The organism is Streptococcus pyogenes (assembly GCF_002055535.1).
GTDB lineage: Bacteria > Bacillota > Bacilli > Lactobacillales > Streptococcaceae > Streptococcus > Streptococcus pyogenes.
The window spans coordinates 1,039,117-1,064,522 of sequence record NZ_LN831034.1 but is presented as its reverse complement, the minus strand read 5'-3'; the positions used below and the strand labels follow the sequence as shown (position 1 = coordinate 1,064,522).

At 36.9% G+C, this 25,406-nt stretch carries 23 protein-coding genes, 1 other RNA gene and 1 riboswitch; of the genes, 17 read left to right on the top strand and 7 right to left on the bottom strand.

What is annotated here, in order from left to right; genetic code table 11:
* Positions 1–10: 10 nt before the first annotated feature.
* Genes B6D67_RS05675 through B6D67_RS05660 form a run of 4 tightly spaced genes read left to right on the top strand, consistent with a single transcriptional unit; the run spans position 11 to position 2,287 of the window.
* Positions 11–613 (top strand): hypothetical protein, encoded by a 603-nt coding sequence (locus tag B6D67_RS05675; RefSeq protein ID WP_011054796.1) that lies wholly within the window; start codon positions 11–13, stop codon positions 611–613.
* Positions 614–623: 10 nt separating this feature from the next.
* Positions 624–1,397 carry a hypothetical protein gene (locus tag B6D67_RS05670; protein ID WP_011054795.1) on the top strand — a complete coding sequence of 258 codons (774 nt, stop codon included), beginning with the start codon at positions 624–626 and terminating at the stop codon, positions 1,395–1,397.
* Between the two features lie 9 nt (positions 1,398–1,406).
* On the top strand, positions 1,407–1,628 hold the full coding sequence (locus tag B6D67_RS05665) for a hypothetical protein (protein ID WP_009880241.1): 222 nt from the start codon (positions 1,407–1,409) through the stop codon (positions 1,626–1,628).
* Positions 1,628–2,287 (top strand): hypothetical protein, encoded by a 660-nt coding sequence (locus B6D67_RS05660; protein ID WP_009880240.1) that lies wholly within the window; start codon positions 1,628–1,630, stop codon positions 2,285–2,287. The genes B6D67_RS05665 and B6D67_RS05660 overlap by 1 nt, the downstream gene beginning before the upstream one ends.
* Positions 2,288–2,408: 121 nt before the next feature.
* Here the strand turns inward: B6D67_RS05660 and speA are convergent, their stop codons facing one another.
* On the bottom strand, positions 2,409–3,164 hold the full coding sequence (speA, locus tag B6D67_RS05655; RefSeq protein WP_009880239.1) for a streptococcal pyrogenic exotoxin SpeA: 756 nt from the start codon (positions 3,162–3,164) through the stop codon (positions 2,409–2,411).
* 220 nt (positions 3,165–3,384) lie between these two features.
* Here speA and B6D67_RS05650 point away from each other — a divergent pair, with 220 nt between their 5' ends.
* Positions 3,385–3,573, top strand: a complete 189-nt coding sequence (locus tag B6D67_RS05650; protein ID WP_011285559.1) for a competence regulator inhibitor paratox — start codon at positions 3,385–3,387, stop codon at positions 3,571–3,573.
* Positions 3,574–3,724: 151 nt separating this feature from the next.
* Here the strand turns inward: B6D67_RS05650 and ssrA are convergent.
* Positions 3,725–4,072, bottom strand: a transfer-messenger RNA (tmRNA) gene (ssrA, locus tag B6D67_RS05645).
* A gap of 91 nt (positions 4,073–4,163) precedes the next feature.
* Here ssrA and B6D67_RS05640 point away from each other — a divergent pair.
* The gene (locus tag B6D67_RS05640; RefSeq protein WP_011285558.1) at positions 4,164–4,778 is read left to right on the top strand and encodes a TVP38/TMEM64 family protein; all 615 of its coding nucleotides are present in this window, start codon (positions 4,164–4,166) and stop codon (positions 4,776–4,778) included.
* 126 nt (positions 4,779–4,904) lie between these two features.
* On the opposite strand, the gene B6D67_RS05635 is transcribed toward B6D67_RS05640, so the two are convergent.
* The 3 genes from B6D67_RS05635 to B6D67_RS05625 are packed head-to-tail and all read right to left on the bottom strand — an operon-like array spanning position 4,905 to position 6,769.
* Positions 4,905–5,690: a hypothetical protein gene (locus B6D67_RS05635; RefSeq protein ID WP_010922378.1), complete on the bottom strand. Its 786-nt coding sequence runs from the start codon at positions 5,688–5,690 to the stop codon at positions 4,905–4,907.
* A 9-nt stretch (positions 5,691–5,699) separates the two neighbouring features.
* A complete protein-coding gene (locus B6D67_RS05630) occupies positions 5,700–6,398 on the bottom strand; it encodes an ABC transporter ATP-binding protein (RefSeq protein ID WP_002984437.1) in 699 nt (232 codons plus the stop codon).
* Positions 6,398–6,769, bottom strand: a complete 372-nt coding sequence (locus B6D67_RS05625; protein ID WP_010922377.1) for a GntR family transcriptional regulator — start codon at positions 6,767–6,769, stop codon at positions 6,398–6,400. Before B6D67_RS05625 ends, B6D67_RS05630 begins: the two co-directional genes overlap by 1 nt.
* A gap of 184 nt (positions 6,770–6,953) precedes the next feature.
* On the opposite strand from B6D67_RS05625, the gene B6D67_RS05620 reads away from it, so the two are divergent.
* The 10 genes from B6D67_RS05620 (at position 6,954) to cfa (ending at position 19,399) form a co-directional block, all read left to right on the top strand.
* Positions 6,954–10,064: a DNA polymerase III subunit alpha gene (locus tag B6D67_RS05620; RefSeq protein ID WP_010922376.1), complete on the top strand. Its 3,111-nt coding sequence runs from the start codon at positions 6,954–6,956 to the stop codon at positions 10,062–10,064.
* Positions 10,065–10,143: 79 nt separating this feature from the next.
* Positions 10,144–11,157 (top strand): 6-phosphofructokinase, encoded by a 1,014-nt coding sequence (gene pfkA, locus B6D67_RS05615; protein WP_010922375.1) that lies wholly within the window; start codon positions 10,144–10,146, stop codon positions 11,155–11,157.
* Positions 11,158–11,219: 62 nt separating this feature from the next.
* Positions 11,220–12,722 carry a pyruvate kinase gene (gene pyk, locus B6D67_RS05610; protein WP_002984447.1) on the top strand — a complete coding sequence of 501 codons (1,503 nt, stop codon included), beginning with the start codon at positions 11,220–11,222 and terminating at the stop codon, positions 12,720–12,722.
* A gap of 217 nt (positions 12,723–12,939) precedes the next feature.
* Positions 12,940–13,497, top strand: a complete 558-nt coding sequence (lepB, locus tag B6D67_RS05605; RefSeq protein WP_002984449.1) for a signal peptidase I — start codon at positions 12,940–12,942, stop codon at positions 13,495–13,497.
* A 175-nt stretch (positions 13,498–13,672) separates the two neighbouring features.
* Positions 13,673–15,487: a glutamine--fructose-6-phosphate transaminase (isomerizing) gene (gene glmS / locus B6D67_RS05600; protein WP_010922374.1), complete on the top strand. Its 1,815-nt coding sequence runs from the start codon at positions 13,673–13,675 to the stop codon at positions 15,485–15,487.
* 195 nt (positions 15,488–15,682) lie between these two features.
* Positions 15,683–16,018, top strand: coding sequence for a zinc ribbon domain-containing protein YjdM (locus B6D67_RS05595; RefSeq protein WP_002989626.1), 336 nt, complete (start codon positions 15,683–15,685; stop codon positions 16,016–16,018).
* A 105-nt stretch (positions 16,019–16,123) separates the two neighbouring features.
* Entirely contained in the window at positions 16,124–16,765 is a 642-nt protein-coding gene (locus tag B6D67_RS05590) for an amino acid ABC transporter permease (RefSeq protein ID WP_002992417.1), read from the top strand.
* Positions 16,766–16,774: 9 nt separating this feature from the next.
* Entirely contained in the window at positions 16,775–17,404 is a 630-nt protein-coding gene (locus tag B6D67_RS05585; protein ID WP_002984457.1) for an amino acid ABC transporter ATP-binding protein, read from the top strand.
* 15 nt (positions 17,405–17,419) lie between these two features.
* The gene (locus B6D67_RS05580; protein WP_010922372.1) at positions 17,420–18,256 is read left to right on the top strand and encodes an amino acid ABC transporter substrate-binding protein; all 837 of its coding nucleotides are present in this window, start codon (positions 17,420–17,422) and stop codon (positions 18,254–18,256) included.
* A gap of 369 nt (positions 18,257–18,625) precedes the next feature.
* On the top strand, positions 18,626–19,399 hold the full coding sequence (gene cfa / locus B6D67_RS05575; protein WP_011285556.1) for a CAMP factor pore-forming toxin Cfa: 774 nt from the start codon (positions 18,626–18,628) through the stop codon (positions 19,397–19,399).
* A gap of 368 nt (positions 19,400–19,767) precedes the next feature.
* Here the strand turns inward: cfa and B6D67_RS05570 are convergent, their stop codons facing one another.
* Together B6D67_RS05570 and B6D67_RS05565 are read right to left on the bottom strand one after the other, a co-directional pair.
* Entirely contained in the window at positions 19,768–21,003 is a 1,236-nt protein-coding gene (locus B6D67_RS05570) for a cation diffusion facilitator family transporter (RefSeq protein WP_010922370.1), read from the bottom strand.
* Between the two features lie 119 nt (positions 21,004–21,122).
* On the bottom strand, positions 21,123–22,445 hold the full coding sequence (locus B6D67_RS05565) for an alanine/glycine:cation symporter family protein (protein ID WP_011285555.1): 1,323 nt from the start codon (positions 22,443–22,445) through the stop codon (positions 21,123–21,125).
* Between the two features lie 127 nt (positions 22,446–22,572).
* Positions 22,573–22,659, bottom strand: a riboswitch (glycine riboswitch).
* 314 nt (positions 22,660–22,973) lie between these two features.
* Here B6D67_RS05565 and pcrA point away from each other — a divergent pair.
* On the top strand, positions 22,974–25,292 hold the full coding sequence (gene pcrA / locus B6D67_RS05560) for a DNA helicase PcrA (protein ID WP_002989648.1): 2,319 nt from the start codon (positions 22,974–22,976) through the stop codon (positions 25,290–25,292).
* Positions 25,293–25,406: the final 114 nt, after the last annotated feature.

The window sequence follows — 25,406 nt, the reverse complement described above, 5'->3', positions numbered from 1 at the left end:
AGGGGGTTATATGGGATATAACTCAACCAACCTTAAACAGGTTGACGGTGGCGATGTTATCAAACAAGGTGATACATCGTCACTTTTTAGTTTTAATTTGTTGGACGAAAACAACAACGTTATTGATTTAAATGGCAAACAAGCGACTATTTACTTTACACGTAATCGCAAAACCTATCTAACCAAAACAACTGATGTTATTGACAACAAAGTTGATTTTACGATTAATAAGATTTTGGAGATTGGGACATACTATATCGAAGTGCACTGCGATGGCTATGTCTTTCCGTCTGACGACAGCGTAACGCTTGATGTTAGACGTTCTGGGCAAAAATATGTCGTTAGCACTGATTTAATCACAGACACAACTATCCAAAAACTATCAGCTGATATTGAGTATTTAAAATCAAAAGTGACTCAAAATCAGCATCTATTTGAGCAAGTGTCACCACAAACAGAATGGACCATTACACATAATTTGATTAAGTATCCATCTGTGACAATTGTTGATAGTGCAGGTAATGAGGTTTTTGGAAGTGTCGAGTACATTAGCACAACAAAAATCATCGTTAGATTCTCAGCGCCATTTGCTGGCAAAGCCATTTTAAATTAAAGGAGATTACATGAGTACATTTTTAACAAATATCAACCTTAATAAAAACGAGTTGCAAAATGCAGTCGTACAAAATTTAGCTAAAGAACCGCATGAACCAAAATCAGGACAATTTTATTTTGACAGTGCTGCTAATAATCTAAAAATCTATAATGGGACATCTTGGGTTGTTTTAGACAAGGAAACAGCAGAAAGCATTGTTGACCTTATTAATTCTGGTAAATCCAAAATCGATAAATCAAAAGTCGATGGACTTGAAGAAGCAATTAATCAAGCGTCTATGACTGGTCAAGCTATCGCGACCGCTTTAAACGAAGATACTGGTGGCGTTACTGTAAACCAAAATAAAATTACAGGGCTTACAGATAAACTAGCTGAAATTGCGACTAACAAAGCGTCAGCGACTCGGGAGTCACAAGATGCTTTGCAAGAAGCCAAGGTGTATGCTGACCAAAAAGTAGCCGGACTTGTTGATAGTGCATCAGAAGATTACAACACGTTTAAAGAGCTAGAAACTTTTATTAAACAAAACGCGAAAGGTCTCGCAGCAATCTCAAATGTAGCCAAAAAATTTAGTAAAACGTTTGGCGATGCACGAGCTAAAGAATTTACAATCACACACAACCTAAAAACTCGTGATGTTAACGTCACTATCCGAGAGACTAACTTCCCTTATGCAATCGTCTACGCAGATATTAAAGTCACAGACGAAAATAGCATCTTAATCGCAACAGGTGCAGAAGTATTAACGCAAAATCAGTATACTGTGACAATTACTGGATAGGAGGCCGCTATGAGATATATTGGCGAATCACAACTCTCAAAAGACCTTGTAACAAAAGATTATGTAGATAACAAAGTGACTAATCTCGCGAGTAAGGATGATATTGTTAATTTAGGTAAAATTAAGGACTCGCAAACAGGTGCGTTTTTGGAAGTCAAAATAGTCCCAAACGGTCAAGTCCCTTATGACACCACTGGCATGATTGTGTTTGAACGCTCTGGAGGTAAGTAATGTCAGTACAAGAGATACCAGATAAAATTTTTTATCGATTAATAGAGCAAACAGTAGAGGCAAAGCTGGTTTGGGATAAGGACACACAAATAGGTAGCTATTATATATCTATACACGATAAGTATAGTTTTGAATCTGGTAGAGATGTTAACATCTATAAAATCTTATCTAGCACACAGGCTGATGTGTATAAAGCTAATAAGTATAATTATCAATCATCATCAAAACCAGATACTAGCGTACCACAGCCGAAGCCACCAGAGCAACCTCCGCTCAAAAACAAGTCTTTGTATCAATCAATCACGATTGATGGACTGCCAATAGCTCGCGTTATTTGTAATAATCAGGTCATTTGGTCTCAATCAGCAGAGCCTCAGGAAGTTTACAACATTACAGCGTACGTAGATGCTAGCGTATCTAAGCTAAATGACTCTGCCATTATTGATTACAATCGAGATTTTGCGGCTTACGGCGTAAATTGGAGTCGAGTTGATAGAGTCGCCGTTGAAGTCGACGATAAAATAGTTGCTAAGCTACAAGCTCCTGTCTATGATTTTGGTGTTAGAGGTGGCACGACGATGTCTGTCGAAAAATGGGATTACCCATCAAATACAATAGACAAATACAAAAATCCAACATTTAAAATTTTGCAGCATTAGGAGGTAAAGCTCCTTTAGATAAGACAAAACCGCTCATCAAATGAGCGGTTTTTACATTAATAAAAGAATTGCAATAAAATTTCTAAATCCAGCAGTAGGTAAGGTTGCCAAAAGCAAAAAGTTACTTGGTTGTTAGGTAGACTTCAATTTGGCTTGTGTTTGAGTCAAGCGTTTCATTATCTTTATATATCATAAGATATTTAGATTGAGTAAATTCTGGTTCAGGGAAAAAATCAAACCAAAAACTTTCTTTATTCTTAGGTATGAACTTTATATATCCAGTTTCATATTTAGAAGGTCCATTAGTATATAGTTGCTTATTATCTGTAAGATATTTTCTAACTTTATAGTCTAATTCTTGAGCAGTTACCATTTTTTTATTTGTTTCAATATCAAATGATAGGCTTTGGATACCATCGATTGATACTTTAACGACTATCTTTTTAGGAATTTCTAAATGATTCCCTTCATGATTTGTTACCCCTCCGTAGATACATGCACTCCTTTCTGCATTTTCACATAAATAACAGAGATGGTAATATTCTACACCATAAATATCAACGTTTTTATCCTTAAATAAAGTTGCCATCTCTTGGTTCTTAAGTTCAGTTTTTAATTTATCATAATTTGGCCCTGAAACATTATATATTAAATCGTGAGATAAAAGTTGATCAACAGATTTCACATTCTCGTGAGTAACAGGGTCACCCTCATAAAGAAAATATATATTTTGAAGGTTTTTAACTAAACTAGATCTGTGAAGTTGGCTTGGATCGGGGTCTTGTTGAGCAAATACCTCTTGCGAGATTGTTAGTCCAAGAAATGTCACTAAAACAAAAAATACCATTTTCTTCAATACTTTTTTATTGTTTTCCATTAATATTCCTCCATTTTATATCTGGGTTCTCCTCTAGATTTAAAAAGGTTATTACAATTCACCAATATTACTAACAATGAAAAAATAGCTAACTATAAATAGAATAAAATTGTATATTTTTAAAAAACATTAACTTATATTAATAATTTTATTATAAAATAACAAAAAAAACAATAGTTATTTTTATCTTTTTACGAATAGATAGGTAGGAGGATGAAATATGTTATATATAGATGAGTTTAAAGAAGCGATTGATAAGGGGTATATTTTAGGTGACACAGTAGCGATAGTGCGTAAAAACGGAAAGATATTTGATTATGTGTTACCACACGAAAAAGTGAGAGATGATGAAGTTGTGACGGTAGAGAGAGTGGAAGAAGTGATGGTGGAATTAGACTATATCAAATGAAGAAAACTTTGAGTAGACAGAAAAATAATTGAAGAGTTGTCAATGTAGTTGTCAATAATATAGAAAGTTATGGTAACTCATGAACAAGACAAAAAGAAAAAACCTTGATGTAACAAGGTTTTAGTAAGTTATGATTACTTACGGTAAGCATTGATGGAGCTGGTGGGAGTCGAACCCACGTCCAAACACCTGCCAACATATTTGTCTACGTCCATAGGTTATGTCTTCATTTAACAAACTAAAGACACATAACTCAAGCCATTAGTTTGCGAGTCTATCAATCTCTTGTCACGAAACTAGACAATTTCGTAACCGTAGCTTGCTATTTTGAGACTTCTAACAGGACACAAGCAATCTTGTAGAAGTCACGCTAGCTGGTTTTTAGGCAGCTAAAGCGTAAGAGTTTGTATTTTTTGCAGTTATATTTAACTGGCAATTTACATCTGCCGATGGGACGCAAAACATGCCTCATAATGCCTGTCGAATCCGTAACAACCCCAAATAGATAATTAACCAATTTCTTACACTAACTATTCTATCAAAACTTTTTTTAAATAGCAAAATTTTACAGCTTATGGTATGATTAGTCTATGACAAAACGTAATTCAAAAGCCTATATATTATGGCAAAAAATTATCAAAATTTTAGGAATTATTGCACTAATTGGTACTTTTTTCCTCGCTTTTTGGCTGTATAGACTAGGTATATTAAACGATAGTAATGCTCTTAAAGACTTAGTGCAGCGCTATAGATTATGGGGGCCGTTTGTTTTTATTGTCGTGCAGATCATACAGATTGTTTTTCCTGTGATTCCTGGAGGCCTTACGACAGTTGCAGGTTTTTTAATCTTTGGCCCTGTAACAGGTTTTATTTATAATTATGTAGGCATCATTATTGGCAGTATAGCCCTCTTCTTGCTCGTTAAGACTTATGGTCGTAAATTTATCTTACTCTTTGTAAATGACAAAACATTTTACAAGTATGAAAGGCGTTTGGAGACACCAGGATATGAAAAATTATTTATTTTTTGTATGGCATCGCCTGTTTCTCCAGCTGATATTATGGTTATGATTACGGGATTGACGGACATGTCTTTAAAGCGCTTTGTAACTATTCTTTTAATAACTAAACCAATTTCTATTATCGGCTACAGTTATTTATTTATTTTTGGAAAAGATGTTATATCTTGGTTCTTACAGCATTAAGGTTTGGTGTTAATTTGATAAACCGCTTCTATTTGATGGAAGACGGTTTTTTTATTTACTATGAACACTGAAAAAAACTTTCTTTTAAACTATAGTGTGTCATAGTTTAAAAGAAAGTCTTAACGCTTACTGTAGGTTGAGTTTATTTTTGATAATAAAATTAGTGGCGAGGTAAAACATTATCATTTCAATAAATTGTTCCAAAATAAGAAGATAAATTGTTTTTTGCTCAGTAAATGGGAAACTATCGGCACTTGTATTAATATTAAAGATGTGACTGTGAACATATGTTGCAGCAACGCTAATCAGAATAACTAATATAAAATATGCAATAAAGGCCATCAAGCCTCGCCGATTGGAAAAAAGTTGACCTATAGAAATGGAAAGATAAATTAATAAGATACTCGTAAATGTTGATAATAGGACATAGGCTAGTACAGTTAGCATATTGATGAAATAATCCATCTTAAAACTATTAAAGAATCCTTCTAATAGTTCGTTGATGTTAAACATTGGTACAATTACAATAGCGATAGCAAATGCAAGGATGATAGTATTGAAAACACTGCAAATAAAAGAAGCTAGTAGTTTTGATAAAATAATTTGATGCGAATTGACGGGTAAAGTCAACGTTAAGTATCCTTCCCATCCAAAAACACTTTTGCTGAAACGTTTGATAATGATAAGTAATGTTGATAAGAGGGAACCAGCGATCAGGGAGCCAAAAGTTAAACCTAATGTCAGAGGCAACATCTTATTGGTTAGTACTCCAAATAGTCCATCACTATTGCTTTGAGCAAACAGTTTTATCGTAAATGACAAAATGGCAGCGATGGCAATAACGAAAGCATTAAGCGCAAAGTACCATTTTCCAATAGATCTAAATTCGTATTTTAATAATTTTCCAAACATGATATCCTCCTAAACCTTATAAGTTTCCCTAAAGAGGGAATCAATGGATTGCTGGTATTCTTGTCTTAGATCATCAGCATTGCCAGATAAGAAAAGTCTTCCTTGTTTCAAGAAAATGACTTCGTCAAGGATAGGTTCAATGTCCGAAATCAAGTGGGTTGAGATAATAACAGAAGCATTTTCACAATAACTATTAATGATGGTTTTTAGGATGTAGTCTCTTGCGGCAGGGTCAACTCCACCAATAGGTTCATCAAGTACATAGAGTCTGGCTTTACGACTCATCACAAGAATTAATTGTACTTTTTCTTTGTTTCCTTTGGATAGAGTTTTGAAGCGGTCTTCAGGGTCTAGTTCTAAATCTCTTAGAAGGCTTGTTGCTTTGGATTTGTCAAAGTCGCTGTAAAAATCACTAAAGAACTCCAACATGTCCTTAATTCTCATATTTTCATTAAGATAAGTAGTATCTGGTAAATAAGAAATAATTTTTTTTGTCTCAACACAGGGACGGTAGCCATCAATGACAATTTCTCCTTTATTTGGTTGTAAAAGGCCATTAATGAGTTTAATTAAAGTTGTTTTACCACTTCCATTTGGACCTAATAATCCGATAATTTTACCGTTCGGGATAGTAATGGTTAAGTCATCAATAGCTTTTTTTTCACGGTAAGATTTTGAAACATGATGTAGTTGCAATAGGTGTGCCATTATTGTGAATCCTCCTTTAAAAAGCTCGTCAAAACAGGGATAATCTCAGTGTGACTAAATCCCATTTTTGTCATATTGGTGATAAATGATTCTAATTCACTAATTGCTAACTCTCGTCTTTTACGAGCAATTAATTTTTGATCGTCAGTTACAAAACGGCCAGCAGTACGTTGCGAATAAACCATTCCTTCCCGTTCAAGTTCTGTAAACGCTCGTTGCATGGTGTTAGGATTAACACCTGCGATTTCTGCATATTCACGAACAGTTGGAAGTTGATCACCACTCTTGATTTCTTGGCTAATAATTTGCATCATGACATGTTGTGCTATCTGCGCATAAATAGGAGATTTTTCCTCAAATTTCCAAGACATGTGGTCTCCTTTCTGAGTAATATAGATATTTGTACTAATTAAATGGTACAGAAAAAAAAAGGGAATGTCAAGTTTTATGCCATTTTTCACTCTTTGAGAAGTAGACGTAGATTAGAGAGAAAATTGAAGCAAGAAAACCTTTTTCATAGTATAATAGGGAACAAGATAACCAAAGGAGGAACTTATGTTTGCTCAACTTGATACTAAAACTGTATACTCATTTATGGATAGTTTAATTGACTTAAATCATTATTTTGAACGAGCAAAGCAATTTGGTTACCACACCATAGGAATCATGGATAAGGATAATCTTTATGGTGCTTACCATTTTATTAAAGGTTGTCAAAAAAATGGACTGCAGCCAGTTTTAGGTTTGGAAATAGAGATTCTCTATCAAGAGCGGCAGGTGCTCCTTAACTTAATCGCCCAGAATACACAAGGCTATCATCAGCTTTTAAAAATTTCCACGGCAAAAATGTCTGGCAAGCTTCATATGGATTACTTCTGCCAACATTTGGAAGGGATAGCGGTTATTATTCCTAGTAAGGGTTGGAGCGATACATTAGTGGTCCCTTTTGACTACTATATCGGTGTTGATCAGTATACTGATTTATCTCATATGGATTCTAAGAGGCAGCTTATACCCCTAAGGACAGTTCGTTATTTTGCGCAAGATGATATGGAAACCCTGCACATGTTGCATGCCATTCGAGATAACCTCAGTCTGGCAGAGACCCCTGTGGTAGAAAGTGATCAAGAGTTAGCAGATTGTCAACAACTAACCGCCTTCTATCAAACACACTGCCCTCAAGCTCTACAGAATTTAGAAGACTTAGTGTCAGGAATCTATTATGATTTCGATACAAATTTAAAATTGCCTCATTTTAATAGAGATAAGTCTGCCAAGCAAGAATTGCAAGACTTGACTGAGGCTGGTTTGAAGGAAAAAGGATTGTGGAAAGAGCCTTATCAATCGCGCTTACTACATGAATTGGTCATTATTTCTGACATGGGCTTTGATGATTATTTTTTGATTGTGTGGGATTTACTTCGCTTTGGACGCAGTAAAGGCTATTATATGGGAATGGGACGTGGCTCGGCGGCAGGTAGTCTAGTGGCTTATGCTCTGAACATTACAGGGATTGATCCAGTTCAACATGATTTGCTATTTGAGCGCTTTTTAAACAAAGAACGTTATAGCATGCCTGATATTGATATCGATCTTCCAGATATTTACCGTTCAGAATTTCTACGGTATGTCCGAAATCGTTATGGTAGCGACCATTCGGCGCAAATTGTGACCTTTTCAACCTTTGGCCCTAAACAGGCTATTCGTGATGTTTTCAAACGGTTCGGGGTTCCAGAATACGAACTGACTAATCTCACTAAAAAAATTGGTTTTAAAGATAGCTTGGCTACTGTCTATGAAAAGTCAATCTCTTTTAGGCAGGTTATTAATAGTAGAACTGAATTTCAAAAGGCTTTTGCCATTGCCAAGCGTATCGAAGGAAATCCAAGACAAACGTCCATTCACGCAGCTGGTATTGTGATGAGTGATGATGCCTTGACCAATCATATTCCTCTAAAATCGGGCGATGACATGATGATCACCCAGTATGATGCTCATGCGGTCGAAGCTAATGGCCTGTTAAAAATGGATTTTTTGGGGTTAAGAAATTTGACCTTTGTTCAAAAAATGCAAGAGAAGGTTGCTAAAGACTACGGGTGTCAGATTGATATTACAGCCATTGATTTAGAAGACCCGCAAACGTTGGCACTTTTTGCTAAAGGGGATACCAAGGGAATTTTCCAATTTGAACAAAATGGTGCTATTAATCTTTTAAAACGGATTAAGCCACAACGTTTTGAAGAAATTGTTGCCACTACCAGTCTAAATAGACCAGGGGCAAGTGACTATACCACTAATTTCATTAAACGAAGAGAAGGACAAGAAAAAATTGATTTGATTGATCCTGTGATTGCTCCCATTTTAGAGCCAACTTACGGTATTATGCTTTATCAAGAACAAGTTATGCAGATTGCACAGGTTTATGCTGGTTTTACGTTAGGCAAGGCCGACTTGTTAAGGCGTGCCATGTCTAAAAAAAATCTACAAGAAATGCAAAAAATGGAAGAAGACTTTATTGCTTCTGCTAAGCACCTAGGGAGAGCTGAAGAAACAGCTAGAGGACTTTTTAAACGGATGGAAAAATTTGCAGGTTATGGTTTTAACCGCAGCCATGCCTTTGCCTATTCAGCTTTAGCTTTTCAATTGGCTTATTTCAAAGCCCATTACCCGGCTGTTTTTTACGATATCATGATGAATTATTCTAGCAGTGACTATATCACAGATGCTCTAGAATCAGATTTTCAAGTAGCGCAAGTTACCATTAATAGTATTCCTTACACTGATAAAATTGAAGCTAGCAAGATTTACATGGGGCTGAAAAATATTAAGGGGTTGCCAAGGGATTTTGCTTATTGGATTATCGAGCAAAGACCATTTAATAGCGTAGAGGATTTTCTCACTAGAACTCCAGAAAAATATCAAAAAAAGGTTTTCCTTGAGCCTCTGATAAAAATAGGTCTGTTTGATTGCTTTGAGCCTAACCGTAAAAAAATTCTGGACAATTTGGATGGTTTACTGGTATTTGTTAATGAGCTTGGTTCTCTTTTTTCAGATTCTTCCTTTAGTTGGGTAGATACGAAAGATTACTCAGTAACTGAAAAATATTCTTTGGAACAGGAGATCGTTGGAGTTGGCATGAGCAAGCATCCTTTAATTGATATTGCTGAGAAAAGTACCCAAACTTTTACTCCTATTTCACAGTTAGTCAAAGAAAGCGAAGCAGTCGTACTGATTCAAATAGATAGCATTAGGATCATTAGAACCAAAACAAGTGGGCAGCAAATGGCTTTTTTAAGTGTGAATGACACTAAGAAAAAGCTCGATGTCACACTTTTTCCACAAGAGTATGCCATTTATAAAGACCAATTAAAAGAAGGAGAATTCTATTACTTAAAAGGTAGAATAAAAGAAAGAGACCATCGACTGCAGATGGTGTGTCAGCAAGTGCAAATGGCTATTAGTCAAAAATATTGGTTATTAGTTGAAAACCATCAGTTTGATTCCCAAATTTCTGAGATTTTAGGTGCCTTTCCAGGAACGACTCCAGTTGTTATTCACTATCAAAAAAATAAGGAAACAATTGCATTAACTAAGATTCAGGTTCATGTAACAGAGAATTTAAAGGAAAAACTTCGTCCTTTTGTTCTGAAAACGGTTTTTCGATAAAAATGGACAATTAGTGAAGTATTTTGCAAATGAATGTGCTATAATAAGACCGTTAAATTAATTAAAGGAGTACCAGAAAATGAAACGTATTGCTGTTTTAACCAGTGGCGGCGACGCTCCTGGTATGAACGCTGCTATTCGTGCAGTCGTTCGTAAAGCAATTTCAGAAGGAATGGAAGTTTATGGTATCAACCGTGGCTATGCAGGTATGGTTGATGGCGACATTTTCCCACTGGGTTCAAAAGAAGTTGGTGATAAAATCTCACGTGGTGGAACTTTCTTATACTCAGCTCGTTATCCAGAGTTTGCTCAACTTGAAGGTCAATTGGCTGGTATTGAGCAACTTAAAAAACATGGTATTGAAGGTGTTGTTGTTATTGGTGGGGATGGTTCTTATCATGGCGCTATGCGCTTGACAGAGCACGGCTTCCCAGCGGTAGGTATCCCAGGAACAATCGATAACGATATTGCGGGAACTGACTACACTATCGGATTTGATACAGCAGTTAACACAGCAGTTGAAGCTATTGATAAACTTCGTGACACCTCATCAAGTCACGGACGTACTTTTGTGGTTGAAGTGATGGGTCGCAATGCGGGTGATATTGCTCTTTGGGCAGGTATTGCTAGTGGTGCTGATCAAATCATTGTTCCAGAAGAAGAGTTTGATATTGAAAAAGTGGCATCAACAATCCAATATGATTTTGAACACAAAGGTAAAAATCACCACATTATCGTCTTAGCTGAAGGTGTTATGAGCGGTGAAGCTTTTGCTCAAAAACTGAAAGAAGCTGGCGATAAGAGTGACCTTCGTGTGACAAATCTTGGCCACATTCTTCGTGGGGGTTCACCAACTGCTCGTGACCGTGTCATTGCTTCTTGGATGGGTTCACATGCTGTTGAGCTACTTAAAGATGGCAAAGGTGGTTTGGCTGTTGGTATTCACAATGAAGAACTTGTTGAAAGCCCAATCCTTGGTACTGCAGAAGAAGGTGCTTTGTTCAGCTTGACTGAAGAAGGCAAGATTATTGTTAATAATCCACACAAAGCTCGTTTAGACTTTGCAGCTTTGAACCGTTCATTGTCACAATAAGTTTAGTTAAAATTGTTAAATCGTCAATTATTGACAAAAAAATAAGGGAGTTTCAGAGTAAAATGAATAAACGCGTAAAAATCGTTGCAACACTTGGTCCTGCGGTTGAAATCCGTGGTGGTAAAAAATACGGAGAAGATGGCTACTGGGCTGGTCAACTTGATGTTGAAGAATCAGCAAAAAAAATCGCTGAATTAATTGAAGCTGGTGCGAATGTTTTCCGTTTCAATTTCTCACACGGTGACCACAAAGAGCAAGGTGACCGTATGGCAACTGTTCGCCTTGCAGAAGAAATTGCTCGTCAAAAAGTTGGTTTCCTTTTGGATACTAAAGGTCCTGAAATGCGTACGGAATTGTTTGCAGATGATGCTAAAGAGTTTAGCTATGTTACTGGAGAAAAAATCCGTGTAGCGACTACACAAGGTATTCAATCAACTCGCGATGTTATTGCTTTGAACGTTGCTGGTAGCCTTGACATCTACGATGAAGTAGAAGTAGGTCATACTATTCTTATCGATGATGGTAAACTTGGTTTGAAAGTGATCGACAAAGATATCGCAACACGTCAATTTATCGTTGAAGTAGAAAACGACGGTATTATTGCTAAACAAAAAGGTGTTAATATCCCTAACACTAAAATTCCTTTCCCAGCACTTGCGGAACGCGACAATGCTGATATCCGTTTTGGTCTTGAACAAGGACTTAACTTTATTGCAATCTCATTTGTTCGTACAGCCAAAGACGTTGAGGAAGTTCGTGAAATCTGTCGCGAAACTGGTAACGACCATGTGCAATTATTTGCTAAGATTGAAAACCAACAAGGTATCGATAATCTTGATGAAATCATCGAAGCTGCTGATGGTATCATGATTGCACGTGGCGACATGGGTATCGAAGTACCATTTGAAATGGTTCCAGTTTTCCAAAAAATGATTATCACTAAAGTGAATGCAGCTGGTAAAGCAGTTATCACAGCAACAAACATGCTTGAAACAATGACTGAAAAACCACGTGCGACACGTTCTGAAGTATCTGACGTCTTCAATGCTGTTATCGATGGTACTGATGCAACAATGCTTTCAGGAGAGTCAGCTAACGGTAAATACCCGGTTGAATCTGTTCGTACAATGGCGACTATTGATCGTAATGCACAAACTCTTCTTAACGAATATGGTCGTTTAGATTCATCTGCCTTCCCACGTACCAATAAAACAGATGTTATTGCTTCAGCTGTTAAAGATGCCACTCATTCAATGGACATCAAACTTGTTGTGACTATTACTGAGACAGGTAATACAGCTCGTGCGATTTCTAAATTCCGTCCAGATGCGGACATCTTAGCTGTAACATTTGATGAAAAAGTACAACGTGCTTTGATGATTAACTGGGGTGTTATTCCTGTTCTTGCTGAAAAACCTGCATCTACTGATGACATGTTTGAAGTAGCAGAGCGTGTTGCTGTGGAGGCAGGCTTAGTTCAATCTGGGGATAATATTGTTATTGTTGCTGGTGTTCCAGTTGGTACTGGTGGAACGAATACTATGCGTGTTCGTACAGTAAAATAAATGTGTTATAACTATTTACCTAAAGGTTAGAAGGCAATATTCTAACCTTTTTTGATATCAAAAATATCATGTTAATTCACTACTGTTAATTTACTTTAATGAGTCTAAGTTTGTATTTTATACAGAATGAGTAACGTTTATTGGTATTGATCAAAAATTGTTTACTTTTTTTCTAGCTTAGAACATGGTATAATAAGACAATAGACTAGGAGTTAATATGGTAAAGCGAGATTTTATAAGAAATATATTATTGTTATTAATTGTGATTATTGGGGCTATTTTGTTGAGAATCTTTGTTTTTTCAACTTTTAAAGTTTCTCCAGAAACAGCTAATACTTATTTAAAGAGTGGTGATTTAGTCACAATCAAAAAAAATATTCAGCCCAAATATAAAGATTTTGTGGTTTATAGAGTTGGAAAAAAAGATTATGTCAGTCGAGTCATTGCTGTTGAAGGCGATAGCGTGACTTATATGGACGATATTTTTTACCTCAATAATATGGTAGAGTCACAGGCTTACCTTGAAAAGATGAAAGCACATTACTTGAATCATGCACCGTTTGGCACATTGTATACAGATGATTTTACAGTTGCTACCATCACAGCTGATAAGTATCAAAAAGTTCCTAAGGGGAAGTATCTTCTTTTGAATGATAACCGGAAAAATACGAATGACAGTCGTCGATTTGGGTTAATAAATGCCTCGCAGATTAAAGGTTTAGTGACCTTTAGAGTTTTGCCTCTCAGCGATTTTGGATTTGTAGAAGTAGAGTAGTTGTCAGGCTACTCTACTTTTTTTATAATTAGACTATACCAATTTTATGTTTGACAAGACATTGTGGATATTATATACTGTAAACATAATGTTTTTATCGGTATAATTAGACTATACCAATTATTGAAATTATGAGAGAAAGTAGCAAGTTAACGAACTTGTTAAGGTAATTAAGATGTGTGGAATTGTTGGAGTTGTTGGAAATCGCAATGCAACGGATATTTTAATGCAAGGCCTTGAAAAGCTTGAATACCGGGGTTATGATTCAGCAGGAATTTTTGTGGCTAATGCCAATCAAACAAACTTGATTAAATCAGTGGGGCGGATTGCTGATTTGCGTGCCAAGATTGGCATTGATGTTGCTGGTTCAACAGGGATTGGTCACACCCGTTGGGCAACGCATGGCCAATCAACAGAGGATAATGCCCATCCTCACACGTCACAAACTGGACGTTTTGTACTTGTTCATAATGGTGTGATTGAAAATTACCTTCACATTAAAACAGAGTTCCTAGCTGGACATGATTTTAAGGGGCAGACAGATACTGAGATTGCAGTACACTTGATTGGAAAATTTGTGGAAGAAGACAAGTTGTCAGTACTGGAAGCTTTTAAAAAATCTTTAAGCATTATTGAAGGTTCCTACGCCTTTGCATTAATGGATAGCCAAGCAACTGATACTATTTATGTGGCTAAAAACAAGTCTCCATTGTTGATTGGACTTGGTGAAGGTTACAACATGGTTTGTTCAGATGCCATGGCCATGATTCGTGAAACCAGTGAATTTATGGAAATTCATGATAAGGAGCTAGTTATTTTAACCAAAGATAAGGTAACTGTTACAGACTACGATGGTAAAGAGCTGATACGAGATTCCTACACTGCTGAATTAGACTTATCTGATATTGGCAAAGGGACTTATCCTTTCTATATGCTGAAAGAAATTGATGAGCAACCAACCGTAATGCGTCAATTAATTTCAACTTATGCAGATGAAACTGGTAACGTACAGGTTGATCCGGCTATCATTACCTCTATCCAAGAGGCTGACCGTCTTTATATTTTAGCGGCAGGGACTTCCTACCATGCTGGTTTTGCAACAAAAAATATGCTTGAGCAATTGACAGATACACCAGTTGAGTTGGGCGTGGCTTCTGAGTGGGGTTACCACATGCCTCTGCTTAGCAAGAAACCAATGTTTATTCTACTAAGCCAATCAGGAGAAACCGCAGATAGTCGTCAAGTTTTAGTAAAGGCAAATGCTATGGGCATTCCGAGTTTGACAGTAACTAACGTTCCAGGATCAACCTTATCACGTGAAGCAACATACACCATGTTGATTCATGCTGGACCTGAAATTGCTGTTGCGTCTACAAAAGCTTACACTGCACAAATTGCTGCCCTTGCCTTTTTGGCTAAGGCAGTTGGTGAGGCAAATGGTAAGCAAGAAGCTCTTGACTTTAACTTGGTACATGAGTTGTCATTGGTTGCCCAATCTATTGAGGCGACTTTGTCTGAAAAAGATCTCGTGGCAGAAAAGGTTCAAGCTTTGCTAGCTACTACTCGTAATGCTTTTTACATCGGGCGTGGCAATGATTATTACGTTGCGATGGAAGCTGCTTTGAAATTAAAAGAGATTTCTTATATTCAATGCGAAGGCTTTGCGGCTGGTGAATTGAAACATGGAACCATTTCATTAATTGAGGAGGACACGCCAGTAATCGCTTTAATATCGTCTAGTCAGTTGGTTGCCTCTCATACGCGTGGTAATATTCAAGAAGTTGCTGCCCGTGGGGCTCATGTTTTAACAGTTGTGGAAGAAGGGCTTGACCGTGAGGGAGATGACATTATTGTCAATAAGGTTCATCCTTTCCTAGCCCCGATTGCTATGGTCATTCCAACTCAACTGATTGCTTACTACGCTTCATTACAACGTGGACTTGATGTTGATAAGCCACGTAATTTGGCTAAAGCTGTAACAGTAGAATAAATGATTATAATGGATAAGGCAACCATCTGTTAGGTGGTTGCTTTTTGTTTTTAGGAGAATAGCAGAGCTTAGAAAATGGCCTTGAGAAAAGCTATACAAGAAGAATAGTCATCTTCTGATGAGAACGTATTCATCTTGTCAAATCATTGATTCTAAAGTAAAATGGTAACATTAAGAAATGTTTAGGAGTGTAAGATGTCATTACCAAATTGTTTGCAATGCCAGTCTGAATATGTTTACGAAGATGGTCTTTTATTAATCTGTCCAATGTGTGCTTTTGAATGGACACCAGGCGAAGAAGCGACTGAAGAAGAAGGACTTGTTGTTTTGGATAGCAATGGTGTCCGACTGTCTGATGGTGATACCATTACTGTGGTTAAAGATTTGAAAGTAAAAGGCGCTCCAAAAGACCTGAAACAAGGGACTCGAGTTAAAAATATTCGCCTGGTGGAAGGTGATCATAATATTGATTGTAAGATTGATGGGTTTGGCGCGATGAAATTGAAATCAGAATTTGTCAAGAAAATCTAATAATAATACGCAACCAGCTGATCTGGTTGTATTTTTATAAAAAACCTCTCCCCAAATACGTTCAAATTTGGTATAATAGTAAAATATTCAGTTTTAGGAGGCAACATGACCTATATTCAGCAAGTTTTACCCAGCTTATTAGATGGTGCCTTGGTGACTTTACAAGTATTCTTTATTGTTATCATTCTTTCTATACCCTTAGGGGCTATTTTAGCTTTCTTGATGAAGATTCCCTTTAAACCGCTACAGTGGTTTTTGACCCTATACGTGTGGATGATGCGAGGGACACCATTACTACTTCAATTGATTTTTTTCTATTATGTTTTGCCAAGTGTGGGGATTAGTTTTGATCGAATGCCAGCTGCTATTTTGGCGTTTACTTTGAATTATGCTGCCTACTTTGCTGAAATTTTTAGAGGTGGGATTGAGGCTATTCCAAAAGGTCAATATGAAGCAGCTAAAGTATTAAAGTTAAAACCTCTTCAAACCATTCGTTATATTATTTTGCCTCAAGTGTTTAAAATTGTGTTACCAAGTGTTTTCAATGAAGTCATTAATTTGGTCAAAGATTCTTCCCTTGTCTATGTACTCGGTGTAGGAGATCTTTTATTAGCAAGTAAGACGGCAGCCAATAGGGATGCAACCTTAGCCCCTATGTTTATCGCTGGTCTTATCTATTTGCTTTTAATTGGACTGGTCACGATTATTTCAAAACAAGTTGAAAAACGGTTTAATTATTATCAGTAAGGAGGCTTCATGTTAGAACTCAAAAATATTTCCAAACAGTTTGGTCAAAAAACCATTTTTGATGGCTTTAATCTAACCGTTCAAGACGGAGAAGTGCTCTCTTTGGTAGGCCCATCAGGTGGCGGTAAGACAACACTCTTACGGATGTTGGCTGGTCTTGAATCTATTGATTCAGGTCAAGTCTTTTACAATGGCGAAGATGTTGGTATTGATCATTTGGAAAATCGTAACTTGCTTGGATTTGTTTTCCAAGATTTTCAATTGTTTCCTCATCTTACCGTTTTAGACAACCTAACGCTGTCTCCAACAATTACAATGGGCAAGCAAAAGGCTGACGCTAAAGAAAAGGCTTTGGATTTACTGGCACGTTTAGGATTAAAAGAACATGCCCAAGTTTATCCCTATTCTTTATCTGGAGGTCAAAAACAACGGGTTGCTTTGGCAAGAGCCATGATGATTGACCCTCAAATTATCGGTTACGATGAACCGACCAGTGCTCTAGATCCTGAACTACGTCAGACGGTAGAAGCCTTGATTGTTCAAAACCGTGAAATGGGAATAACTCAAATTGTAGTCACTCACGATCTTGTTTTTGCCGAAGCCATCTCAGATCGTATTATTAGGGTTAATCCTAAATAGAAGAGGACCCAAAAGATGATTATAAAAAAAAGAACCGTAGCAATTTTAGCCATAGCTAGTAGCTTTTTCTTGGTAGCTTGTCAAGCTACTAAAAGTCTTAAATCAGGAGATGCTTGGGGAGTTTACCAAAAGCAAAAAAGTATTACAGTTGGTTTTGACAATACGTTTGTTCCTATGGGCTATAAGGATGAAAGCGGCAGATGCAAAGGTTTTGATATTGATTTGGCTAAAGAAGTTTTTCACCAATATGGACTCAAGGTTAACTTTCAAGCTATTAATTGGGACATGAAAGAAGCAGAACTAAACAATGGTAAAATTGATGTAATCTGGAATGGTTATTCAATAACTAAGGAGCGTCAGGATAAGGTTGCCTTTACTGATTCTTACATGAGAAATGAACAAATTATTGTTGTCAAAAAAAGATCTGATATTAAAACAATATCAGATATGAAACATAAAGTGTTAGGAGCACAATCAGCTTCATCAGGTTATGACTCCTTGTTAAGAACTCCTAAACTGCTGAAAGATTTTATTAAAAATAAAGACGCTAATCAATATGAAACCTTTACACAAGCTTTTATTGATTTAAAATCAGATCGTATCGATGGAATATTGATTGACAAAGTATATGCCAATTACTATTTAGCAAAAGAAGGGCAATTAGAGAATTATCGGATGATCCCAACGACCTTTGAAAATGAAGCATTTTCGGTTGGACTTAGAAAAGAAGACAAAACGTTGCAAGCAAAAATTAATCGTGCTTTCAGGGTGCTTTATCAAAATGGCAAATTTCAAGCTATTTCTGAGAAATGGTTTGGAGATGATGTTGCCACTGCCAATATTAAATCTTAAAAAGGACACTTGTCCTTTTTTTGTTTAACAGGTGAGATCTAGCAGACAAAGTCAGCTAGACGATTTAATAAAAATCTTAGTTTAAGGTTTTTTATTAAACTGTATTTTTTCTGAAAATTATAGTTTTTTTAAAACTGATAAATGACAAGAGAAGTTATTTTAGGTCAATTAACGTCCATTTAAAAGTAATACTAGGCATTTAATGACATTAAAAAATGATTATTTTTGCGAAATTCTCTTATTTTCTGGAAATTAAAGAAATATTGACCTTAGTAAAAACAAGTAGTATGATAACGTTATAAGCGCTTATAAATTAATTTAACTTCACTTAACTATTTAAATAGATTTATTATATTCAGGAGGAATAATATGAAACCCAAACACCTTCTCTGTCTTTCAACAGTTGTTGCTGGATTAGCTTTATTTTCAACTATGACGCACTCAGTTTTAGCTGATGATGCTTCAAATCCCGATACTATTTTAATGAATAACAACCAAGCAAATTTTCAAAGAGATGCTCTAGTGCAAAAGCTTGATGAGGGACATCAACAATTAGAAGCTATTAAACATGAAGCTAAAGGTACTGATATTGAGACTACTGTTAACAAAGCTATCGATGCTGTTGATCACATGAAGAGTTCTATACGCTTCAATACTGAAACGATCTATGATTTTAGTTCAATTGGGGCAAGAGTAGAAGCATTATCAGATGCTATCAAAGCAATCGTATTTTCCACAACCCAATTAACTCATAAAGTAGAAAAAGCGCATACTGATATGGGGTTTGCTATTACTAAATTAGTCATTCGTATTATAGATCCATTTGCATCTGTTGACGCTATCAAAGCTCAAGTACAAGAAATTAAAGCACTTGAGGAAAAAGTTATCAATTATCCTGATTTACAGCCAACAGACCGTGCTACTATCTATACTAAAGCTAAACTAAATAAAGCTATTTGGAACACTCGTTTAGAAAGAGATAAAAAGGTTTTGGGAATCAAACCATTTGACGTTTACAATAGACTTAACAAAGCTATCACACATGCGGTTGGTGTCCAACTAAATCCGACAACCACTGTTCAACAAGTTGACGATGAAGTTATTGCTGTGCAAGATGCTTTGGAAACAGCTCTTAAGTCATAGAGTGTATAAGTAATGTGTTGTATAGGTAGATGATTACATTAGGATATAGAATAGGTAAAGATTTTAAATATCTTACCATTGTAGAGTTTGAGGTGATGTTCTCATAAACAATGAGTCACCTGTAGCCCTTTTTGCCTTTAACATGATGTACCAATTTAAGGTATTGTTCAACCGTCACTATTGAATCTTGTTTAACCCCCTAAACTAATAAGATTCAATATGAAAACGTGTATTCTTAAAAAAATCCCTATGATCTGTTTAAAAACAAATTGTAGGAATTTTTTAACTATTTCACTTATCATTTTGGGACTAGGAATCGCTTTAGGAATATCATGAAGTATAGTTATGTTATAAGAGAAGTGATGTTTTTACATTTTTACAATACGATAGTGTGTGTGATGTAATTGTTTCTTAGCGATAGGGGTAATTTGGTGGAAGAGTAAGGACCAAGATTCATGACGCCTCCAAATACTGGTACGTTGATTGCCATTTAATTGGTAAGTTACCAACATCGTTTTTTGACTAATGGATTCAATCTGAAAATGGTTGAAGTTACTTGGATAATAAATTTCTTGGTTCAAAAATTGTTCATAGTTAACTGTTTGGCCATTCGCATCAATCAGTTGGAAAGACTTAGCAATGTAGTGGTCATAGTCAGGAACCTTACTCAAAATTAATTTTTCGTAGCGGTAGAGCTTTTTGGCGACATTATCAAAAATCTCTTCTTCGGGAATCATGGCAGGCTCAACGTGAATGTCAATGTCATAAATAGAAAATTGGTCACTCAATAACTGCTCCACTTTCTCTGTAATAGAGTGACTTTCATAGACTGAAAGATCAGGATTCATTTCAAGTACAATATCAAGATAGACATTGCTACCATAGGTCCTAGCTCGTTGAGACTTAACGGCGACAATTTTAGGGATTTCTAAAATGGCTTTTTCGTATTTTTTCAAATGACGGCTATCAAATCCATCAGATAAACTAAACGAACTTTCCATAAAGATATCAAAAGCTGTTTTAAGAATAAAGAACGTAATGATCATAGCAGCTATATGATCGATAACTGGTAAATGCAAAGAAGCTGCTATAATAGCAATTGATGTTCCGATAGAAGTAACAGCATCAGCTAGATTATCCTTAGAAGCAGCGACTAAGGCACTGGATTTTACACGTTTGGAAAGACGTTTGTTAAAGACATAAACCCCTAACATAACAAAAGCTGAAACGATACCGACAATAGCCCCAAGAGGGTCAATATCAACTTGCTGACCACTAAAGATACTTTTAATTGTGTGAATCAGTACTTGGAAACCTACAAGAAACATAATAAAAGAAGTGACAAGGCTGGATAAGTCTTCAATTTTCCAATGACCAAATTTATGATTGGCATCGGCTGGTTGGCTAGCTAAGTGAAGACCAATAAGCAGGGCTACATTTCCCACAATATCCGATAAATTGTTAAATCCATCAGCAATAAGGGAACTTGCATTTAACAAATAACCAGCTAATAATTTGGCAACACTAAGCGACAAGTAGACAATAATACTAACGATTGGGCCCTTTCTGGCTAGTTTTAAATTTGCAATCGGATCCTGTGTCATAATAACTCCTTTGATTTCAACTTTATATTATACCATAAAAAGGGGCTTAAGAAAAAAGCCTAGCGTCTTGAACTTGGCAGAAGAAGACTAGGTATAACTGGGTAGTACTAACGTCATGTTTACTTAATAAAGTAATGCTTGGTTTCTAAAATAACAACTGGCGAGAGAGCTAGGAGGGCAATCAGGTTAGGAAGTGCCATTAAACCATTGACAATATCAGCCAAAACCCAAATTAGTTCTAACTTAAGGAAGCCTCCTAGGCCTACCATTAAGATAAAGACAATACGGAAGTAGGTGAGATGTGTAATGCCAAAGAGGAATTCAAAGCAGCGTTCTCCATAATAACTCCATCCTAAAATCGTTGTAAAGGCGAAGAGAACTAGGGAAAAGGTTAGGCCAAAAGTCCCTAAATTTCCAAACACAGTGGCAAAGGCAGATTGGGTCAGAGGAGCCCCTTCGAGCTGCCCAGTCCATTGGCCTGTTACTAAAATAGATAGGCCGGTTAGGGTACAGATAATAATCGTATCAATAAAAGTTCCTGTCATGGAGATCAGTCCCTGCTCCACGGGTTCATTGGTTTTAGCTGCTGCTGCAGCAATAGGTGCAGATCCTAGTCCAGACTCATTGGAGAAGACACCGCGTGCAATTCCTTTTTGAATGGCATCCTTCATGAGACTTCCAGCAAAGCCTCCAATAGCAGCTGTCGGAGTGAAGGCTGATTGAAAGACTAAACGAATAACAGGAAGTAGCTGTTGGTAGTGACTAAAAATAACTGCTAAACTAGATAGAATATAAAAAATAGCCATAAAAGGAACGACTTTTTCAGCCACTTTGGAAATGGAATGAATGCCACCAAAAATAATGGCAGCCACAAAGATAGCTAAAACAATACTGACCATTTGTGGGGATAAGCCAAAGCTATGACCTAAAGACGAGGTGATCGAGTTCACTTGAGCAAAGGTTCCTATTCCAAATAGGGCAACTAGGATCCCTGAACCCGCAAAAAGAATGGCTAAGGGTTTCCATTTTGTCCCCATGCCATTAACAATATAGTACATAGGACCACCAGAAATATGACCGTTGGCATCCTTTGTACGGTATTTAATCGCTAGTACCCCTTCAGCGTACTTAGTGGCCATTCCAAAAAAAGCGGCAACCCACATCCAAAAGAGCGCTCCAGGACCACCAGACTTGATAGCAGTGGCAACCCCAACAATGTTACCAGTTCCGACAGTAGCGGCAAGGGCAGTTGCAAGAGCAGCAAAGGATGAAATATCTCCATGTCCTTCGTCATCTGAAAAAATGAGTTTAAAGGCTCTTGGTAGTTTTAAGATTTGAATTAATCCTAAATGACTGGTAAGGTAAATCCCCGTCCCAACCAATAAAATTAAGAGGGGCGGTCCCCAAACAAGGTTATCAATTAATTTAACGAGTGCTATCATCTTTCTCTCCTAAAAGTCATCGAAGACGCCAAAAGAAAAAAGCTATCTCTTTCTTTGAGACAACTTCTGAAGCAATGATAAAACAGCAAACACAAAAAAGACTAAGACTGTTCTTAATGGTGTTTGTATTTTACCTTCTGTCCTTTTGCCTGAGAGATTGAGCAGTATGCCTTGCCCCTTCGGCGCCTAATAAGGTCTCTCCAGAAGTCCGTCCATCAAACAGTCCCGTTCAAAAACTGAACACCTGAGAGTATAACTCCTTCGGCGAAAAAAATTCTTCTCCTGCATGACATCATTCGGTTTATTAAATTAGGACTATCATACCTCAAAAAACGAATGAAGTCAACCAAAATAGCAAAAAAATAAGGAATGCTTTAAGAAATCGCTATTATTTTTAAATATCTGATCCTAAACTAGAAAAAAGGAATCTCTTTACTTTTGGGGTCTTCTTTGCTATTTTTCTTGGAAACATGATATAATTTTAAGGTTGATAAAAGAGATGTCACTGAACGAGATTAAGGAGAAAGCATGAATCCTTTATTAAATGGAATGAATGATCGGCAGGCACAAGCTGTTCAAACAACTGAAGGCCCCTTATTGATTATGGCGGGGGCTGGTTCTGGTAAAACAAGGGTACTGACCCATCGTATTGCCTATTTAATTGATGAAAAATTTGTCAATCCTTGGAATATTTTAGCTATTACCTTTACTAATAAGGCTGCGCGTGAAATGAAAGAAAGGGCCTTGGCCTTAAATCCAGCTACTAAAGATACCTTAATTGCTACCTTTCACTCCATGTGTGTACGGATTCTGCGTCGTGAGGCTGATCACATTGGTTACAACCGAAACTTCACAATCGTGGATCCAGGTGAGCAACGAACGTTGATGAAGCGCATTTTAAAACAATTAAATATAGACCCTAAAAAGTGGAATGAACGTTCTATTTTAGGAACTATTTCAAACGCTAAAAATGATTTGCTTGATGAAAAGGGATACGAGGCACAGGCTGCTGATATGTATAGTCAAATCGTAGCGAGGTGTTACAAAGCTTATCAGGAAGAATTACGACGTAGCGAAGCACTTGACTTTGATGATTTAATCATGATGACGCTACGCCTGTTTGACGCTAATCCTGACGTGTTAGCTTATTACCAGCAGCGTTACCAATACATTCATGTGGATGAGTACCAAGATACCAACCATGCTCAATATCAGCTAATTAAATTACTAGCTTCTCGCTTTAAAAATATTTGCGTTGTTGGAGACGCTGATCAGTCTATCTATGGTTGGCGGGGAGCTGACATGCAAAATATTCTTGATTTTGAAAAAGATTACCCAGATGCTAAGGTAGTGCTTTTAGAAGAAAACTATCGCTCTACCAAGAAAATTCTGCAAGCAGCTAACGACGTGATTAACAATAACCGTAATCGCCGTCCTAAGAAACTTTGGACACAAAATGCGGATGGTGAACAACTGGTTTATTACCGGGCAAATGATGAGCGAGATGAGGCAGTATTTGTGGCCTCAACCATTAGCAATATGAGTCAAGAGCTTGGAAAAAACTTCAAAGATTTCGCTGTTTTATACCGTACCAATGCCCAATCTCGGACCATTGAAGAAGCACTCTTAAAATCCAATATTCCTTACACCATGGTTGGAGGCACCAAGTTTTACAGCCGTAAAGAAATTCGGGATTTGATTGCCTATTTAACCATTGTTGCTAACCCTGCTGATAATATTTCTTTTGAGCGGATTGTGAATGAGCCTAAACGAGGTGTTGGTCCAGGAACGCTTGATAAACTGCGTCAGTTTGCCTATGAGAGTGACCAGTCTTTATTAGAAGCAGCTTCAAATCTATTGATGTCCCCCTTGAAAGGTAAAGCAGCACAAGCTATCATGGACTTGGCCAATATTCTCGGTCAGCTACGTCAAGACCTAGATCAGATGAGTATCACCGACTTAGCAGAAGCTTTGTTAGAAAAAACAGGTTATTTAGATAGCTTACGCCTGCAAAATACATTGGAAAGCCAAGCCCGTATCGAAAATATCGAAGAATTCTTATCTGTTACCAAAAATTTTGACGAGTCAAGTGCCTCTCAAGAAGAAGACGAAACCGGTGTTGATCGCTTGGGACGTTTTTTAAACGATTTAGCACTGATTGCTGATACAGATGATTCCCAAGCAGAAGCTGCTGAAGTAACCTTAATGACCCTACATGCTGCCAAAGGCTTGGAGTTCCCTGTTGTTTTCTTAATTGGTATGGAAGAAGGTGTCTTCCCCTTATCACGTGCCTCTGAAGATCCAGATGAATTGGAAGAAGAAAGACGTTTAGCTTATGTCGGAATCACAAGAGCTGAAGAAGTTCTCTTTATGACCAATGCCAACACCAGAACCCTCTTTGGTAAAAGTAGTTATAACCGTCCAACACGCTTCTTGAAAGAAATTTCAGAGGAACTACTCTCTTATAAAGGATTGGCAAGACCAGCACAATCTTCATTTGGTGTGCGTTTTTCTACTGAAACACACACACAGTTTGGACAAGGGATGAGCCTATCAGAAGCCTTACAAGCTCGAAAGGCCCAGGCTCAAGTAAGACAATCAGCACAGCCAATGCAGGCACATACGATACCATCAGCTTCAACTAGCTCAGTTTTACCGTTTGGTTCTAATAGCTCTGTAGAAGAGGTCACTTGGCAGATTGGCGATATCGCTCACCATAAAAAATGGGGAGACGGGACTGTGCTTGAGGTTTCAGGCTCCGGAAAAACGATGGAATTGAAAATCAAATTTCCAGAAGTTGGTTTAAAGAAATTACTAGCAAGTGTTGCTCCTATTGAGAAAAAATAAGAAAAAAATGAGCTTCCTACTATATAAGTGAGTAGGAAGCTCATTTTTTTTAGATTTCTGTATCATATAAAAGTTAAAAAATTTTAAGTTTTAGGAGCATATCAGTTGCATTTT

What these genes read in the sequence shown, in the direction of transcription:
- B6D67_RS05590 (WP_002992417.1), top strand. Translation starts at nt 16,124, where the DNA reads ATGACCTATATTCAGCAAGTTTTACCCAGCTTATTAGATGGTGCCTTG.
- B6D67_RS05670 (WP_011054795.1), top strand. Translation starts at nt 624, where the DNA reads ATGAGTACATTTTTAACAAATATCAACCTTAATAAAAACGAGTTGCAA.
- B6D67_RS05625 (WP_010922377.1), bottom strand. Translation starts at nt 6,769, where the DNA reads ATGTCTTGGAAATTTGAGGAAAAATCTCCTATTTATGCGCAGATAGCA.
- B6D67_RS05620 (WP_010922376.1), top strand. Translation starts at nt 6,954, where the DNA reads ATGTTTGCTCAACTTGATACTAAAACTGTATACTCATTTATGGATAGT.
- B6D67_RS05635 (WP_010922378.1), bottom strand. Translation starts at nt 5,690, where the DNA reads ATGTTTGGAAAATTATTAAAATACGAATTTAGATCTATTGGAAAATGG.
- B6D67_RS05565 (WP_011285555.1), bottom strand. Translation starts at nt 22,445, where the DNA reads ATGATAGCACTCGTTAAATTAATTGATAACCTTGTTTGGGGACCGCCC.
- B6D67_RS05640 (WP_011285558.1), top strand. Translation starts at nt 4,164, where the DNA reads ATGACAAAACGTAATTCAAAAGCCTATATATTATGGCAAAAAATTATC.
- B6D67_RS05650 (WP_011285559.1), top strand. Translation starts at nt 3,385, where the DNA reads ATGTTATATATAGATGAGTTTAAAGAAGCGATTGATAAGGGGTATATT.
- B6D67_RS05660 (WP_009880240.1), top strand. Translation starts at nt 1,628, where the DNA reads ATGTCAGTACAAGAGATACCAGATAAAATTTTTTATCGATTAATAGAG.
- B6D67_RS05585 (WP_002984457.1), top strand. Translation starts at nt 16,775, where the DNA reads ATGTTAGAACTCAAAAATATTTCCAAACAGTTTGGTCAAAAAACCATT.
- cfa (WP_011285556.1), top strand. Translation starts at nt 18,626, where the DNA reads ATGAAACCCAAACACCTTCTCTGTCTTTCAACAGTTGTTGCTGGATTA.
- B6D67_RS05570 (WP_010922370.1), bottom strand. Translation starts at nt 21,003, where the DNA reads ATGACACAGGATCCGATTGCAAATTTAAAACTAGCCAGAAAGGGCCCA.
- glmS (WP_010922374.1), top strand. Translation starts at nt 13,673, where the DNA reads ATGTGTGGAATTGTTGGAGTTGTTGGAAATCGCAATGCAACGGATATT.
- B6D67_RS05665 (WP_009880241.1), top strand. Translation starts at nt 1,407, where the DNA reads ATGAGATATATTGGCGAATCACAACTCTCAAAAGACCTTGTAACAAAA.
- B6D67_RS05630 (WP_002984437.1), bottom strand. Translation starts at nt 6,398, where the DNA reads ATGGCACACCTATTGCAACTACATCATGTTTCAAAATCTTACCGTGAA.
- B6D67_RS05580 (WP_010922372.1), top strand. Translation starts at nt 17,420, where the DNA reads ATGATTATAAAAAAAAGAACCGTAGCAATTTTAGCCATAGCTAGTAGC.
- B6D67_RS05595 (WP_002989626.1), top strand. Translation starts at nt 15,683, where the DNA reads ATGTCATTACCAAATTGTTTGCAATGCCAGTCTGAATATGTTTACGAA.
- pcrA (WP_002989648.1), top strand. Translation starts at nt 22,974, where the DNA reads ATGAATCCTTTATTAAATGGAATGAATGATCGGCAGGCACAAGCTGTT.
- B6D67_RS05675 (WP_011054796.1), top strand. Translation starts at nt 11, where the DNA reads ATGGGATATAACTCAACCAACCTTAAACAGGTTGACGGTGGCGATGTT.
- pfkA (WP_010922375.1), top strand. Translation starts at nt 10,144, where the DNA reads ATGAAACGTATTGCTGTTTTAACCAGTGGCGGCGACGCTCCTGGTATG.
- pyk (WP_002984447.1), top strand. Translation starts at nt 11,220, where the DNA reads ATGAATAAACGCGTAAAAATCGTTGCAACACTTGGTCCTGCGGTTGAA.
- speA (WP_009880239.1), bottom strand. Translation starts at nt 3,164, where the DNA reads ATGGAAAACAATAAAAAAGTATTGAAGAAAATGGTATTTTTTGTTTTA.
- lepB (WP_002984449.1), top strand. Translation starts at nt 12,940, where the DNA reads ATGGTAAAGCGAGATTTTATAAGAAATATATTATTGTTATTAATTGTG.